Below are 14,142 nucleotides of genomic sequence, written 5' to 3'. Positions count from 1 at the left end.
GGGAGGACGGCTCAGGAGAAGGGCGTCCGGTCCGGGTCGGGACGGCAGGTCGCGCCCGGGGGCGGCAGGGTCCCGTCGACGAGGTAGCGGGTCTCGTACGCGCTGACGCAGCTGCTGGCGTTGTTGAACAGCGCGGTGTGGCCGTACCCGTCGTTCGTGAGCAGCCGTGCGTCCGCCAGCTCCCGGACCATGGCCTGAGAGCCGGAGTACGGGGTGGAGGGGTCGTACCGGGTGCCGATCACCAGGACGGGGTGCGCGGTGGGCCGGTTCCACGGGCCGTCGTACCCGTCCGCCGCGACGGCCGGCCAGGCGGCGCAGGGCGCGGTCGCCCAGGTCCAGTAGCGTCCGGGGTCGCCCGCCCTGCGGGCGCTGTCCTCCTCCAGGCGGTGGTAGGCCGCCGGGTCCCTCGGGTTGGGGCTGTCGGCGCACCAGACGGCCGACGCCTGCTCCTCGCCCAGGTACGGACCGGGCTCCGCGACGGGCGGCGGAGGCGGGTACACGGGGTCCTCGGGGACGCGGCCCTGCGAGAGGGACTGGAGCCGCGCCGCGAGGTTCTTCCACCCGGGGTCGACGATGTACAGGCCGCTCACCGTGTCGGCGACCGTCCGCGCGTACGTCCAGGACCCCACGGGACGCTCCCGCAGCTCCCGCATCAGCCGCTCGTACTTGTCGCGGGTGGCCTGGGGGCTTCCCGCCGAGAACGCGCAGCGCGTGGCCGGGGCGGACCCGCACAGGGCCAGGAAGCGGTCCAGGGTGGCCGCGGCGGACAGGTCCGAGCCCATGCGCAGCTGGGTCGTCGCGCGCGGCTCGCCCGGTTCGGCGGCGTCGGTCCAGGCCGACGGCGCGATGTTGCTGTCGAGGACCATGGCGCGGACCTTGTCGGGGAAGAGGTTGGCGTAGGTGGCGCCCAGGATCGTGCCGTACGAGACGCCGAGGTAGTTGAGCTGCGGCTCTCCGACCGACCGGCGGAGCAGGTCGAGGTCGCGTGCGGTGTCGGCGGTCGACACGTGGCGCAGCAGCTCGGGGTCGCGCTTCTCGCACCGCCGCGCGAGGTCCTCGTACGCGTCGGCCCAGGCCTGCCGCTCCTGCTCGCCCACCGGGAAGCCCTCGCTCTTCCCGGCCGCCCAGGCGCGGGCCTCCTCCGGGCTGTCGAAGCAGTTCACGGCGGTGCTGTTCCCGATGCCGCGGGGATCCCAGCTGACGATGTCGAAGCGTTCGCGCACCTCCTGCGGGAGGGAGTTGTAGTTCTGCGGGACCTGGACGGTCCCGGGTCCGCCGGGCCCGCCGGGGTTCACGAACAGGGTGCCGACGCGCCTGTCCGGATCGGTCGCCTGCCGCCGGACGACGGCGAGGTCGATGGTGCGGCCCGCCGGCTCGGCGTGGTCCAGGGGCACCTTCGCCGTGGCGCAGTCGTACGGGCTGCCGGGCCGGCAGGGGCTCCAGTCCAGCCGCGGGACGGTCGCGGACGGCGCCGGGGAGGGGGCCGGTGAGGGCGGCGGGGACGGTGCGGCCGGCAGCGCCGAGGCGGACGCGGGTGCGGTGAGCAGCGCCGCGCAGGCCAGTGCGGCGGTGAGGACCGCCGTACGGCGCCTGCGGCCGGTCGTGGGACCCGGTGTCGTGGGACCTGGTACGGACATGGCCCGTCCTCCTCCGTCACGTCGAGGGGCACGGTCCGGTCCGGCGGCCGATGCCGCCGCATCGGTACACACGCCTCCTGCACACCACCAAACCGCGATCCGGGGGCCCGCGCGAGCCGGGTGCGCTACCTGCTGCGAATCTCCCGCCCGCGTTCCCCGGCCCGCGACCGGCGGCCGCAGGGCGGAGGTAGGTTGGACGGATGATCGATTTTCTCCGGGGAGCCCCGGTCGCCGGCAGTCTCGACGTCGTCTGGCACGCGGGCTGGCCCTCGCCGAAGCACGACCCGGCCCCGGAGATCCAGGTCCACGCCTACACCGAGCACACGGTGATCCTGCGCCAGAACAAGTCGGTGCACTACGAAGCCCCGTTCCTCTTCCTCCTCTTCGGCGAGGACCGGGCGCTGCTGCTCGACACCGGCGCCACCGCGGACCCGTCCCACTTCCCGCTGCGGGAGACCGTCGACCGGCTCGTCGACCGGTGGCTCGAACGCCATCCGCGGCCCGAATACGCCCTGGTCGTGGCCCACACCCACGGGCACGGCGACCACGTCGCCGCGGACGGGCAGTTCGCGGACCGCCCCCGCACCACCGTCGTCGGGCCGAACCTGGACGAGGTCACGGAGTACTTCGGCCTCGCCGACTGGCCCCATCGCACCGGTGAACTGGACCTGGGCGGGCGCGTGCTCGACCTGATCCCCGGCCCCGGACACCACCGGGCCGCCCTGGTCCTCCACGACCGCCACACCGGCCTGCTGCTGACCGGCGACTCCCTGTACCCCGGGCGCCTCTACGTCGAGGACCGCGCGGCGTACTCGGCCACCGTCGACCGGCTGCTGGACTTCTGCGCCACCCGCCCTGTCCGGCACGTCCTCGGCTGCCACATCGAGATGACCGGTACGGAGGGCCGGGACTACCCGATCGGCACCACCCACCAGCCGGACGAACCCCCGCTGCAGCTCACCACCGGCCATCTGCGCGCCCTGCGCGAGGCCCTCGACGAGACGGCGGGCCTGCACGGGAGCCATCCCCGCGGCAGCTTCGTCCTGGTGTACCGGGACTGACGGCGGCGGGGGTCAGGCGGCCCGCCTCCGGTCGTAGGCCTTGTTGGCGATGCGCCAGCCGTCGCCGGTCCGCACCAGCAGGAACACGTCGGTGAAGGTGTCGGCCCCGTGCCACAGCGTCATGGCCGCGGTCGCGACCGTGCCGTGCACGTCGACCGAGTCCACTCGCCGGGAGCGGGCCGCCTCGTCCGCGGCCGGCCGCCCGTCGAACAGCGCGCAGTAGTCGTCCAGGCGCCACGAGACGAACGCCCCGTCGCGGACCCCCTCGACGTGCGCGGTGGGCAGGAAGGCCGCGCGGAAGTGCGCCGGGTCCCCGGTCGCGTGCCCTTGCACGTACGCGCGCAGCGGTGCCAGCACGGCGTCGTCCACCGCGGGGACGGTCGCGGCCAGGGCGATGTCCGCGTCGGGGCCCGCCGGAGATCCGGCCAGCTCGGCCGCGCTGCGCAGCGGGAGCCGCGACGCGGCGGCCAGCAGGGCCGTGTCCTTCGCCAGCGCGCCGACGGTGAACTCGGCGGGGCCGTGCTGCGCCGCCCGTCCCGAGTCGGAGTCCGGGTCCGGGCCCGCGCCGAGGAAGGCGCGCTTGCGGCCGACGAGCCGGCCCAGTTGCCCCCGTTCGAGCACGTCCAGGACCTGCGGACGGGACAGGCCCAGCGCGTCCGCCTGCTGCAACGCGTCGCGCAGGGCGAGGACGGAACCGGCGAGGGTGGCGTTGGCGACCAGCTTCAGGGCCGCCGCCGTGGCCGCGTCGGCGACGCTCCGTACGCCGCCCAGCGTCCGCAGGACCGGCAGGGCCCGCTCCAGGGCCTCGGGAGCCGCCGCCGTGAGGATCTCCAGGCCGCCGGAGGCCGCGGTGGCCACCGAGCCGAGCACCGGTGCGTGCACGTACGCCGGGCCGGTCCGCCGGGCCAGCTCCGCGGCCTCGGCGGGCGCGATGGTGGCGGTGTTGAGGACCACGGCGCCGGGCCGCAGCGCCCCGTGGACGCGGTCGAGGACCTCGCGGCAGGCCCGTCCGTCGAACAGCGCCAGGACGACGACGTCGGCCGCCGCGACGGCCCCGGCGGGATCGCCGGCGGTGGCGCAGCCGTCCGGCGCCGCGCGTCCGGAGCGGGTCCAGCCGATGACGTGGTGGCCGTGGCCGGAGAGGCGCGCGGCGAAGGCGGAGCCCATCCGGCCCAGGCCCAGGACGGCGGTGGTGCGGGGTGTGATCATGACCCCACGGTGGGCCACCCGCACCTCTGCGACAAGCGCAATTCTCGCAGTCCCCCACTGCGGACCCCGCATATCTCCAGGTCATACTGGCGGCATGGACCTGACGGTGTGGCGGACTTTCGTGACGGTGTGCCGGCTCGGATCGCTGTCGGCGGCCGCGGCCGAGCTCGGACACACCCAGTCGGCGGTCTCCCGGCAGATCGCCGGCCTGGAACGGCAGCTCGGTGTGCCGCTGGTGCGGCGCCATGCGCGCGGGGTCCGTGCCACGGAGGCCGGGGAGGTGTTCCGCCACCACGCGCTCATCGCCCTCAACGAGGCGGACCGTGCCGTGCGCGCCGTACGGGAGGCACGCGACGGCGCGGCGAACCGGCCGCTGGCCGTGGGCGCGACGCCCTCCCTGGCCGCCGGGATCGTCCCGGCCGCGATCCGCACCCTGCTGGACCGGACCGGTCCCGTGCGCTGGAGCCTGTCACCCGCACTGAGCGCACGGCTCCACGACCGGGTGGTGGCCGGAGAGCTGGACCTCGCCGTCGTCACCGACGCACCCCCGGGCCTCGCGGACCATCCGCGCGTGGCACGGCGCTTCCTGGGCACGGACGAGATGGTCGTGGCCCTGCCCGCAGGACATCGGCTCGCCGGGCAGGGGCCGGTGTCCCTGCGGGAGCTGGCGGACGAGACCTGGGCCGAGGACAACGAGGGCTCCGCGCAGCTGCTGCGCCGGCACGCCGCACGCGCCGGCGCCGAGGTCCGCATCGACCTCGCCGCGGCCGACCTGCCCGGCAAGACGGCCCTGGTCGCGACCGGCCACGCCGTCGCCCTGGTCCCGGGCGTCCTCACCGGGGCACTGCGCTCGGATGTCACCACGGTCGCCCTCGTGGATCCCCCCACCCGCGGCGTCTACGCGATCACACCGGTCCACGCCCCGCACCCGGCCGCGGCGCCGCTGTGCGAGGACCTCGCGGCGGAGTTCGCCGCGACCCGCACGGCCACCGCGCACCCCGGTCCGTCCTGACCGGCGAGTCCCGCGGTTCAGCCCTCGCGCTCCATCACCCTGCGGGCCGCCTCGGCCTCCGCCGCGGGCGGTGACAGCTCGTCGAGCGTGTCGAGCTCGGCGTCCGACTCCAGCTCCCGCTCCCAGGCGGAGGCGAGCCGCTCCCGCTCCTCGGGGGACCGCTGGGCGACGGCCTCGCGGTGCTGCGGGTCCAGAGCCGCGAGGAAACGCCCGACCTGGTCCGTCGGCATGCCGTACTCCTTCTCGCGATGCGGGGTACGGCGGCTTCCGCGCCGCCGCGCGCCCCAGCATCCCGGGCGGGCCGCCACCCGGCGGCCCGACACGACGCGCCGTCACCCGAATGCCGCCGGCGGCCCGTACGAGGGCGTCGTACGGGCCGCCGCGAGCGCGTCCGGTCCGGCTACGGGGCCATCTCGTACGCCCCGGCGAGCGCCTCCACACGGGCCCAGACACGGGCCGAGCGGTCCTCGTCGACCACCGGGCGGCGCACCGCGGCCAGCGCCCACTCCTGCTGCGCCACGGTGGCGGAGTCCTTGCCGTGCAGCTCGACGGCGTGGCCGGAGAAGTCCCTGACCAGGACGGAGAACAGCTCGTCGAGCACGGACTCGTCGAGGCCGGTCAGGCGCGCCTGCTCCAGGATCAGCTGGCCGTGCACCACCAGCGCGAACAGCTGGCCCACCGACAGCAGGAAGTCGAGGTCCCGGCTCTGCTGCTCGTCGGGGGCGACGGTCGCCACGAACTCGGCCAGCGCGTCGGCCTGTTCGCGGAAGCGGGCGACGTTGGGCACGGCCGCGTACGCGTCGTAGGCCGGACGCCAGTCGTGGAAGCGTACGGAGCCCAGCCCGCGGGCCGGTCCCTGACGGAACAGGAACTCGTCGTCGGCCGAGTCCAGCCGGGTCGGCACGGGCGCGTACTCGGCCGGCTCCAGCAGGTGGTTGCGCATGAACTTCAGGATCAGCGCCAGGTTGACGTGGACCGTGCCCTCCAGCTTCGGCAGCCCGCGGATCTCGACGGCCGCCTGCGCGAAGTAGTTGTCCTTCTCGAAGCCCTTCGCCGCGATGACGTCCCACATGAGGTCGATGACCTTCTCGCCCTCCGTGGTCACCTTCATCTTCGTCATCGGGTTGAAGAGGAGGTAGCGGCGGTCGTCGGGCCCGGCCGAGCGGAAGTAGTCCACGGCGCGGTCGCTGAACAGCTTCATGCCGACCAGCCGGACGTACGCGTCGGCCAGCTCGCGGCGCACGTGCGGGAAGGCGGTGACCGGACGGCCGTACAGGATCCGGTTGTGGGCGTGCGTGACGGCCTCGTACATCGCGTGCTCGCAGATGCCGATCGAGGCGGTGCACAGGTTGAACTTGCCGACGTTGACGGTGTTCAGCGCGGCGTCGAAGGCGGCCCGGCCGGTGTGCAGCACGTCCTCGGCGCGCACCGGGTAGCCGTCGAGGCGGAACTCGCTGACGAACTTGGAGGAGTCGACGACGTTCTTGACGAGCGAGTACGCCGGGTGGCGGCTGTCGGCGGCGAAGAACACGTAGCCGTCGGGGCCTTCGACGTCGGTGCGGCGGCCGAAGACGGACACGAGGCCGGCGACGTTGCCGTTGCCGATGTAGTACTTGGAGCCGGTGGCGCGGAAGCCGCCGTCGGCGTCGGGCTCCAGCAGCATGTCGGTGGAGTAGATGTCGGCGCCGTGCGTCTTCTCGGAGAGGCCGAACGCGAACACCTCGCCCTCGGAGAGGAGTTCGGCGGCGCGGGTGCGGGCGGCGGCGTTCTCGCTCTGCCAGACCGGGCCGAGGCCGAGGATGGTGACCTGCCAGGCGTACCAGTAGTCCAGGCCGTAGAAGCCGAAGATCTCGTTCAGGGCGGCGATGCGCGCGGTGTCCCAGCGCTTGTCCGGACCGTCCTCGCCCACGGCGGAGGCCGGCGTCAGGAACGTCGCGAACAGGCCCTCCTTCGCGGCGAACGCGAGGAAGTCGGCCAGCCAGGCACGCGAGCGGTAGTCCTCGATGAGCTGCTGCTTGCCGCGCGCCTCGAACCAGTCGACCGTGGCGCGCAGCAGCCGCCGGGTCTCCGCGTCGAAGTGCGCGGGGTCGTAGGTGTGCGGGTGGAACAGCAGGGGGTCGGCCATGGCCATTCACCTTCCGAGGGGTGGGAGTCGGGCGAGCGGTACGTGCGGTGCGAGCGGTACGAGCCGTACGGGGTGCGGGTGGTGCGGGTGGTGCGCGGGGAGGAACGCGGTGGTGGCGGTGCGGTGTGCCCGCACGGCGGCGCCGTGGGCGCACCGCCGGTGGCGCGGCGGGGCCGGGGCCGGGGTCAGGCGGCGGGCGTGGCGGAGTCCTCCGGCGCACCGGCCGCAGGCTCCGTGAGCCGGTGGAGGGTGGCGAGGACGTCCTCGAGCCAGGCGATCGACATCCGCTCCTGGGCGATGCCGCCGCGCAGCACCACGTGCTGGAGCTCCTGACCGGTGTCGAGCGGTCTCGGTGCGTCGGGCCCGGTGAAGTCGCGCAGTTCCCCGGCGAGATAGCGGGCCAGGCGGTCGCTGTGCGCCGCGTGGTGGCGTTCGACCTCGCGGATCAGGGAGGCGGGGTCGCCGAAGGCCGCCCCGCGGATCTTCACGGCGAGGTCGTGCCGGAGGGTCTCGGGCTCGATCGGCTCCTGCAGCCACCCGGCCAGCACGGCGCGACCGGGATCGGCGACCGCGTACTCCTTCTTGTCCGGCCGGCCCTGCTGCGCGACCTCGCGGACGGTGAGCGCCCCCTCGCCGACCATGCGCCCGAGGACCCGGTAGATCTGCTGGTGGGTGGCGGTCCAGAAGTAGCCGATGGACCGGTCGAAGCGGCGCGCCAGTTCGTAGCCGGAGCCCGGCTTCTCCAGGAGGGAGACGAGGATCGCGTGTTCGAGGGCCATGCCGTGATCCTGCTATGCAACTCGTTGCACGGACAAGCGGCGGAGGTCAGGTGAGACGCGGCTCACCCGCCGGGCTCGGGACCGGACCCCGCAGGGTCCGGCCCGCGGCCGGATCTCCGCGGTGCGCTTGACGCGCGGGCGGCGGGGGACCAGCCTGGCCCGGGAGTTACCGTGCGGTAAGGGAGGGAACGGTGTCGGTGGACGGGAACAGGAACGGTCTGCGGGACGGCGACGGGCGACGACCGGAACAGGACCGGGAGGACGCGGAGACGATGTTCCAGACGGTCGCGCGCCAGGCCGAACTGGTGCGCACCGGGAAGACCAGCTCCCGCGCCCTGGTCGAGGCAGCCCTGCGCCGCACCGCACGGCTCGCCCCCGCCCTCGGCGCCTTCCGCGTGGTCCTCGCCGAGCAGGCCCTCGCCGAGGCCGACGCGCGGGACGCGCAGGAACCCCTCGGCCCCCTCCACGGCGTGCCCGTCGCGGTCAAGGACGAGCTGGACCTGACCGGCCAGGTAACCACCTTCGGCGGCTCCGCCAATCGCACCCCCGTCACCGCCGACTCCGAGGCGGTGCGCCGCCTGCGTGCGGCCGGAGCCGTGGTCATCGGCAAGACGGCCATGCCCGAGTTCGGCCAGTGGCCCTTCACCGAGTCCGCCGCCCACGGGCACACCCGCAACCCCTGGGACACCACGCGCACCCCCGGCGGATCCAGTGGCGGCAGTGCCGCCGCCGTCGCGGCCGGACTGGTCGGCGCGGCCCTCGGCGGGGACGGCGGCGGCTCCATCCGGATCCCCGCCGCCTGCTGCGGGCTCTTCGGCCTCAAGCCGCAGCGGGGCCGGGTCTCCACCGCCCCGACCCCCCACCTCTGGTACGCCCTCGGCACCATCGGGCCGCTGACCCGCACCGTCGGTGACGCCGCGCTCCTCTACGACGTCCTCGCGGGCACCACCCCCACCGACCGCTGGAGCGCCCGCCCCACCGCCACCAGTTGGGTCACGGCCCTCGAGACCCCGCCCGGCCGGCTGCGCATCGGCTACTCCGCGAAGCCCGCCGTCCCCGGGGTGCGGCCGCATCCGGAGCACGTGGGGGCACTGCTGGAGACCGTACGGGCGCTGCGCGAGCTGGGGCACGACGTGCGCGAGGTGCACCCCCGCTACCCGGACGCGACCGCACCGTTCGCGGCCCAGTTCTGCGGGGGCGTCCGGGCGGAGGCCGCCGCCGTCGAACACCCCGGGCTCCTGGAACGGCGCACCCGCAGCACCCTCGCGCTGGCCCGGCTGGTCCCCGAGTCGGCCGTGGAACGCGGCATCGCCGCGGGGGAGCGGCTGGCGGACCGGGTGGACCGGATGTTCACCACCATGGACCTGCTGCTGACGCCGGTCATCGCCGAGCGCCCGCGCCGGGTGGGCGCGCTGGACGGCGCCGGACTGCTGACCGCGCTGGCCCGCTCCCGCCCGATGGTCGCCTACACCGCGCTGTGGAACGTGACCGGGCACCCTGCGGCCTCCGTACCGGCGGGCCGCGGCGAGGACGGGCTCCCGCTCGCCGTGCAGCTCGTGGGCCGGCGGGACGACGAGGTGAGCGTGCTGCGGGTGGCCGCGCAGCTGGAAGAGGCCCGGCCGTGGGCGCAGTGGCGCCCGGACGTCCCGGTCGCGTGACCGGGAACGGCCGCCCCGGACCGTTCCCTCCGCCGGGCCCCAGTGCGACGGGGGCCCGGCGGCGGCACGGGCCGGCGGGCCCTCACCACCAGTAGGCGGGGTACCTCGGTGCCGTGCGGCGGATGCGGGAGGCTGCGTACCCGGTCAGGACGAGCAGCACGGTCGAACCGAACAGCAGCGGCACGAACCGCTCCGGGGCGGGCGTCTGAAGGACGACGATCACGGCGGTGGCGACCGCCGGCGAGTGCGGGGTACGGGCGGCCATGGTGACGGCGAGCGTCAGGCCGGCCGCGACGGCCGCCGCCCAGCCGCTGCTGCCCGCCGCCGCGAGCACGGCGTAGCCCACGGCGCTGCCCACGAGGTGCCCGACGATCACACTGCGCGGCTGGGCGAGCGGCAGGGTCGGGGCGCTGTGCACGAGGGCGGCGCTGGCGGCGAGCGGAGGTATCAGGACCGGCTCGTGGAGCATTGCGCCGATCGCGACGAGGGCCAGCAGGACGGTGGTCGCCGCCGCGATGCTGTGCAGCGCGGCGGCGGGGGTGGGCCGGGCGGGGGGCCGGCCGGGCGCGGGTGGCGCCGCAGCGGTGGGGGCAGGGGCAGGCGGGGGCTCGGGGCACAGCGCCGCGTTGGTGCTCATGTGTCGCGTTTCCGGTACGGGCGGCCGGGGCGGGCCGGGGGCAGGCAGGGCAGGGGCGCCGGGCAGGTCATTGCCGGGACGGGGCGCGGCACGGCCGAGGAGGGAGCCGGGGACGTCCGTTACGACCCTGTACGGCCCCTGCCGGACGGCTTCGGGGAGGTCGCACGACGGCCCGTGCGGGAACGGGACGGGCCGGGAGGTCCGGAACGCAGGAGCCGTCGGACGCGTGGGGCCGCGGCGCGCAGCTCCCGTACGTACCGGTCGAAGGGCGCGCCGTCGGCGCGCGGCACCGGTGCGGCGGGGGTGAACCCCGCCCGCCGGGCGACCGCGGCGGACGCGGGATTGTCCCGGTCCACCTGGATCACCGCCTGGGCCCCGCCCTCACGGGCGGCGTACCGGGCTGCCAGGAGGACCGCCCGGGTGGCCAGACCACGCCCCCGCCAGGCCGGATGAAGGCCGTAGGCGAGGTTCACCTGGCCGGGCAGCAGGCCCGCGCCCTCGAACCGCACGTCGACCGTGCCCGCGAGCACCGCGTCGGTGCCCGCCCGGATGCCGAACGCGCAGAGCGAAGCCCGCGGTGTCCCACTGCTCCCGGCAGTACCGGAAGTAGGCGACGACACCCTCCAGCGTGCCGGGACTGCCGTTCAGCCAACGGACGAGCAGCTCGTCCTCCCCGGCGAGGTGCGCCTCCGCGTCCTCCGGGGGACAGGGGACGCAGCGTGATGGTCCCGTCGGACAGCTCCACTTCGCTCGCGCTCATCCGCCGATTCTCGACGCCGTGTCCCGCGGCGCCATCGCTTTGTGCGCGGGACGGCGGCGACCGTGCGGATCCCGCCGGCCTCCGGGGGCCCGCTCCTGTCCGGCCGTCCGGCCGTCCGGCCTTGCGACAGGCGGCCGTTGCTATGCTGCGACGAGATCGGAGGGGGAACGATCACGGGCGGGCGCGCGGCGCCCGTCCCGCGCGGCGGCGTCCCCTTCCACCGCGCCCGCCCGGGGAGGGCGGGCCCACCGAGAGGACGGGCCACGCTCCATGTGGGCATCGATCATCGCGGTCCTCGGCACCCTCGCCGGCGCGCTCACCGCGGGGCTGCTCCAGCACCGGGCCGCCCGCGCCGCCCGCGCCGAAGCGCGGGCCGACGGCCACCGCCAGGACCAGCTGGGCGCCGTCACGGAGTTCGCGGCCGCCCTGGACGCGCACCGCTCGGCGATGTTCCACCGGGAGCGGCTGGCCCTGGAGGACGCCGGGGCCGAGCACCTGATGGAGGCCCAGACGAGGTCGCACGACACCCGCTCGGCGATCACCGCGCCCCACGTCCGCCTCCAGGTCCTGGTCCCCGGACTGTCCGGGCCCGCCCAGGAGGCGGCGGACGCCACGTACGCGTTGCGCCGGGCCACGGACCGCGCGGAACTGGACACGCTGCGGCGCGCCGCCAAGGAGGCCGCCGCCGCCTTCGTCACGGAGGCAGCCGCCCTGCTGCACCCCGACCACCACTGAGCCGGCCGCGCGGACCGGCTCCCTCGAGGGAAGGGACCAGGACGTGGCACTGCCGGGAAAAGGCTCTCGGCCCATCACCGTCGACGGCGTCGAGTACCGGTGCAGACTGCGCGGCCGGCCGACCTACGACCGGGGCCTCGCCCGGTCACCGGTCACCTACGCGGTCGAACGCGCCGGGAGTTCCGGCGCCGTAGCGGTCGTCACCACCCGCCACACGCACGCCGGCAATTGGCTGTGTGTCCCGGCCGTTCCCGTGCTGCCGCGCCAGGTGGCCGACGGCATCCGCGCCGCCCTCGCCCGCGGCTGGGTGCCGACGATGCCGGGGCCGCCGTTCCGGATGGAGCAGGCCGAGGTGGGCGCGGCCGGTGCGGTCGTAGACGGTGAAGTCGACGTAGTCGCCGTGGTCTCCGCCGACGCGCTGGATCCGGGCGCCGGTCATGTCGTACACCTCCAGCGTCCCCTTCTTGTCGGTCGCCACGACGACCGACCGGGCGGGGTCGGTCGGGTGGACCCGGACGACGGGGTCGTCGGCCGCGTCACCGCTGTGGGAGACCGGCGCGGTCTCCACGGTGGCGGTCACGGACACCGGGACGGACGCGGCCGCCGCCGCGGGGGTGGCGGGCACGGCCAGCAGGGCGAGGTCGGCGGCCGGCAGCGTGGCCGGACGCAGGAGGTGAAGGACGACACTGGCTTCCCTGCGATCGGGCGACCGACGCCAAGGAGGGTGGGGCGCCCCGGCGAGCGCGACGTGAACGGCAGTTGAACCGTCCGCCGGACCGGGGCCCCGGCCATTCTGCTGAGGCCCCATTCCCGGGGCGTCGGGTGCAGAGGGGGAGGGAAGGGGTTCGTGATTCCGGAGTTCTGGATTCCGTGAAGGGGCCGTGCGGCACCCGGCATTCCTTTTCGGCCTGCCGGGGCTTCGCCGCCCGGCCGGTCGCCGATATGCGGATTGCCGCAGAACCGGCCGGAAAGCGCGGCGCCCGCGGAGTTTTCCGCTGTTCCGACTTCACGTGAGAACAGCCGCCGACAGGCGCGTCGTGGGCTTTGTCGGCGGACAGGGGAAAAGGGATCAGGAGGCTGGGCGCCGCGGGGCGCTCGCCACCCCCTTCTCCCGGCCGCTCAGGGCGGCGTCCAGCGTCTCCTGGGCCGCACGCATCGCGTCGGCGTACTTCGGCTCCGACATGCGCTCCCAGGCCCGGTCCGGTGGGACGTCCTCGACCCGGCTCGTCACCCACCAGATGTTGCCGAACGGATCCCGCACCCGGCCACCACGGTCCCCCCACGCGCTGTCGGCGCACTCGGTGATCACCTGTGCCCCGTGCTCGACCGCGGCCGCCACCGCGGTGTCCGCGTCGGGCACGTAGACCCGCAGCAGCGAGGGCATCACCGGCCAGTCGGGCCGCCGGTCGAAGGCCAGCACCACCGTGTCGCCGACGCGGATCTCGCCGTGCCCGATGGTGCCGTCCTCGACCGGCACCCGCGAGATTTCCTCGCCGCCGAACGCGGCGGCGATGAAGTCGAGCAGGGCTCCGGTGTCGTCGGTGACCACCCACGGTGCGACGCTGGTGTAGCCCTCGGGCGCGTTCTGGCTCATCGGTCTCGTCCCCTCATGAGGTTTCTCGTGACGTGACGACCCTAGGACGCAAGGAGGACAGCTGCTGTCCTCGATCGCCCGGGAGGCCCCCTCCCTTTCGGCCGTGGCCCCCTCAGGAGCGGCGGCGCGGAAAGGGTTCGTTCTCCGGCGGGGCTCTAGCGGCCCGGAGGAATACTGGGGCGCGGCCGGAACGTCGGCCGGATCGGACCCCATGCCGGCCCCGGCCGGCGACGACACGGGCAAGTCGAAAGGGACTTGGTCGAGTCGTGGGGGGAAATGCCGTGCGCTTGCCGCTTTCCCGGCGGCCTCGCGATGCTTTCCGACGATCCGGCCTGCGGGCGGACGTTCAGTGCACCTTCGGCTTTCCGCTTCCACTTCTCGGGAGACACCCATGTCCGACACCGCACACACCCCTGAATTCGACCTCCAGGACCTGGAGCTCGACCTCGGCGACCTCACCGTCACCTCGATGCGGGACACCCCCGCCCTGCCCGAGGGCGGCGCGTCCTGGGGCTCCTGCTCCTGCCAGGGGTCCTCGTCCTGCGCCCAGCCGCACGACTCCGTCACCCCCCTGGCCTGATCCCCACACGAGAGGAAACCCCCATGTCCGACGCTGTACGGGCTTCAGACCCACACCTCGGCGACCTCGACCTCGATCTCGACCTGGGCGAGCTCACCGTGACCTCCATGCGGGACACGATCGCCCTCCCCGAGGGCGGGGCGTCCAACGGCGGCAGCTCGTGCTCCTGCGGCTCGTCGTCCTGCGCCCACCCGCAGTTGCCGGAACTCCCGCTGTAGCGGGTCCCGGACGCACCACCGCGCCCCCGGGCACGGCTGATCCACCGCACCGCTGATCCACCGCACCACCGCACGGCCGAACCGCCGAAGCACTGAACCACCCCGTACGACCGCTCGGCAGAACGCTTCCCGCCGTG

The 14,142-nt window shown here is 74.8% G+C and carries 15 protein-coding genes; 6 read left to right on the top strand and 9 right to left on the bottom strand.

Annotated elements, in window-relative coordinates; genetic code table 11:
* Positions 1-11: 11 nt before the first annotated feature.
* Positions 12-1,637, bottom strand: a complete 1,626-nt coding sequence (locus ACPU2J_RS02145) for an alpha/beta hydrolase (protein WP_423832611.1) — start codon at positions 1,635-1,637, stop codon at positions 12-14.
* Positions 1,638-1,837: 200 nt separating this feature from the next.
* Between ACPU2J_RS02145 and ACPU2J_RS02140 the strand changes: the two genes are divergently transcribed.
* On the top strand, positions 1,838-2,698 hold the full coding sequence (locus tag ACPU2J_RS02140; protein WP_420081988.1) for an MBL fold metallo-hydrolase: 861 nt from the start codon (positions 1,838-1,840) through the stop codon (positions 2,696-2,698).
* 12 nt (positions 2,699-2,710) lie between these two features.
* On the opposite strand, the gene ACPU2J_RS02135 is transcribed toward ACPU2J_RS02140, so the two are convergent.
* Positions 2,711-3,925 carry a nuclear transport factor 2 family protein gene (locus ACPU2J_RS02135; protein ID WP_420081989.1) on the bottom strand — a complete coding sequence of 405 codons (1,215 nt, stop codon included), beginning with the start codon at positions 3,923-3,925 and terminating at the stop codon, positions 2,711-2,713.
* 76 nt (positions 3,926-4,001) lie between these two features.
* On the opposite strand from ACPU2J_RS02135, the gene ACPU2J_RS02130 reads away from it, so the two are divergent.
* Positions 4,002-4,919 carry a LysR family transcriptional regulator gene (locus tag ACPU2J_RS02130; RefSeq protein ID WP_423832610.1) on the top strand — a complete coding sequence of 306 codons (918 nt, stop codon included), beginning with the start codon at positions 4,002-4,004 and terminating at the stop codon, positions 4,917-4,919.
* 17 nt (positions 4,920-4,936) lie between these two features.
* Here the strand turns inward: ACPU2J_RS02130 and ACPU2J_RS02125 are convergent, their stop codons facing one another.
* The 3 genes from ACPU2J_RS02125 to ACPU2J_RS02115 form a co-directional block, all read right to left on the bottom strand.
* Positions 4,937-5,149, bottom strand: a complete 213-nt coding sequence (locus tag ACPU2J_RS02125) for a hypothetical protein (protein ID WP_423832609.1) — start codon at positions 5,147-5,149, stop codon at positions 4,937-4,939.
* Positions 5,150-5,319: 170 nt separating this feature from the next.
* Positions 5,320-7,044: an acyl-CoA dehydrogenase family protein gene (locus ACPU2J_RS02120; protein ID WP_423832607.1), complete on the bottom strand. Its 1,725-nt coding sequence runs from the start codon at positions 7,042-7,044 to the stop codon at positions 5,320-5,322.
* 185 nt (positions 7,045-7,229) lie between these two features.
* Positions 7,230-7,823, bottom strand: a complete 594-nt coding sequence (locus ACPU2J_RS02115; protein ID WP_420081992.1) for a PadR family transcriptional regulator — start codon at positions 7,821-7,823, stop codon at positions 7,230-7,232.
* Between the two features lie 197 nt (positions 7,824-8,020).
* On the opposite strand from ACPU2J_RS02115, the gene ACPU2J_RS02110 reads away from it, so the two are divergent.
* Positions 8,021-9,481: an amidase gene (locus ACPU2J_RS02110; RefSeq protein ID WP_420081993.1), complete on the top strand. Its 1,461-nt coding sequence runs from the start codon at positions 8,021-8,023 to the stop codon at positions 9,479-9,481.
* A gap of 82 nt (positions 9,482-9,563) precedes the next feature.
* Here ACPU2J_RS02110 and ACPU2J_RS02105 read toward each other — a convergent pair whose 3' ends face one another.
* Together ACPU2J_RS02105 and ACPU2J_RS02100 are read right to left on the bottom strand one after the other, a co-directional pair.
* A complete protein-coding gene (locus tag ACPU2J_RS02105) occupies positions 9,564-10,118 on the bottom strand; it encodes an HPP family protein (protein ID WP_420081994.1) in 555 nt (184 codons plus the stop codon).
* Between the two features lie 119 nt (positions 10,119-10,237).
* Positions 10,238-10,648 carry a GNAT family N-acetyltransferase gene (locus tag ACPU2J_RS02100; RefSeq protein WP_423832606.1) on the bottom strand — a complete coding sequence of 137 codons (411 nt, stop codon included), beginning with the start codon at positions 10,646-10,648 and terminating at the stop codon, positions 10,238-10,240.
* A gap of 500 nt (positions 10,649-11,148) precedes the next feature.
* On the opposite strand from ACPU2J_RS02100, the gene ACPU2J_RS02095 reads away from it, so the two are divergent.
* A complete protein-coding gene (locus ACPU2J_RS02095; protein WP_420081996.1) occupies positions 11,149-11,613 on the top strand; it encodes a hypothetical protein in 465 nt (154 codons plus the stop codon).
* A gap of 145 nt (positions 11,614-11,758) precedes the next feature.
* Here ACPU2J_RS02095 and ACPU2J_RS02090 read toward each other — a convergent pair whose 3' ends face one another.
* The gene (locus ACPU2J_RS02090) at positions 11,759-12,238 is read right to left on the bottom strand and encodes a phytase (protein ID WP_423832605.1); all 480 of its coding nucleotides are present in this window, start codon (positions 12,236-12,238) and stop codon (positions 11,759-11,761) included.
* A 444-nt stretch (positions 12,239-12,682) separates the two neighbouring features.
* Positions 12,683-13,207 (bottom strand): VOC family protein, encoded by a 525-nt coding sequence (locus ACPU2J_RS02085; protein ID WP_423832604.1) that lies wholly within the window; start codon positions 13,205-13,207, stop codon positions 12,683-12,685.
* Positions 13,208-13,598: 391 nt separating this feature from the next.
* Here ACPU2J_RS02085 and ACPU2J_RS02080 point away from each other — a divergent pair, with 391 nt between their 5' ends.
* Together ACPU2J_RS02080 and ACPU2J_RS02075 are read left to right on the top strand one after the other, a co-directional pair.
* On the top strand, positions 13,599-13,787 hold the full coding sequence (locus ACPU2J_RS02080) for a thiazolylpeptide-type bacteriocin (protein ID WP_365071801.1): 189 nt from the start codon (positions 13,599-13,601) through the stop codon (positions 13,785-13,787).
* A gap of 23 nt (positions 13,788-13,810) precedes the next feature.
* Entirely contained in the window at positions 13,811-14,005 is a 195-nt protein-coding gene (locus ACPU2J_RS02075) for a thiazolylpeptide-type bacteriocin (protein ID WP_420081999.1), read from the top strand.
* The last annotated feature ends 137 nt before the right edge of the window (positions 14,006-14,142 follow it).

Origin of the sequence: Streptomyces manipurensis, from assembly GCF_049570255.1 — a bacterium.
GTDB lineage: Bacteria > Actinomycetota > Actinomycetes > Streptomycetales > Streptomycetaceae > Streptomyces > Streptomyces manipurensis.
Note: the sequence above shows the minus strand (reverse complement) of the source record. Positions and strands in the feature narration are given on the sequence as shown.

What these genes read in the sequence shown, in the direction of transcription:
- ACPU2J_RS02145 (WP_423832611.1), bottom strand. Translation starts at nt 1,637, where the DNA reads ATGTCCGTACCAGGTCCCACGACACCGGGTCCCACGACCGGCCGCAGG.
- ACPU2J_RS02140 (WP_420081988.1), top strand. Translation starts at nt 1,838, where the DNA reads ATGATCGATTTTCTCCGGGGAGCCCCGGTCGCCGGCAGTCTCGACGTC.
- ACPU2J_RS02130 (WP_423832610.1), top strand. Translation starts at nt 4,002, where the DNA reads ATGGACCTGACGGTGTGGCGGACTTTCGTGACGGTGTGCCGGCTCGGA.
- ACPU2J_RS02125 (WP_423832609.1), bottom strand. Translation starts at nt 5,149, where the DNA reads ATGCCGACGGACCAGGTCGGGCGTTTCCTCGCGGCTCTGGACCCGCAG.
- ACPU2J_RS02120 (WP_423832607.1), bottom strand. Translation starts at nt 7,044, where the DNA reads ATGGCCGACCCCCTGCTGTTCCACCCGCACACCTACGACCCCGCGCAC.
- ACPU2J_RS02115 (WP_420081992.1), bottom strand. Translation starts at nt 7,823, where the DNA reads ATGGCCCTCGAACACGCGATCCTCGTCTCCCTCCTGGAGAAGCCGGGC.
- ACPU2J_RS02105 (WP_420081994.1), bottom strand. Translation starts at nt 10,118, where the DNA reads ATGAGCACCAACGCGGCGCTGTGCCCCGAGCCCCCGCCTGCCCCTGCC.
- ACPU2J_RS02095 (WP_420081996.1), top strand. Translation starts at nt 11,149, where the DNA reads ATGTGGGCATCGATCATCGCGGTCCTCGGCACCCTCGCCGGCGCGCTC.
- ACPU2J_RS02085 (WP_423832604.1), bottom strand. Translation starts at nt 13,207, where the DNA reads ATGAGCCAGAACGCGCCCGAGGGCTACACCAGCGTCGCACCGTGGGTG.
- ACPU2J_RS02080 (WP_365071801.1), top strand. Translation starts at nt 13,599, where the DNA reads ATGTCCGACACCGCACACACCCCTGAATTCGACCTCCAGGACCTGGAG.
- ACPU2J_RS02075 (WP_420081999.1), top strand. Translation starts at nt 13,811, where the DNA reads ATGTCCGACGCTGTACGGGCTTCAGACCCACACCTCGGCGACCTCGAC.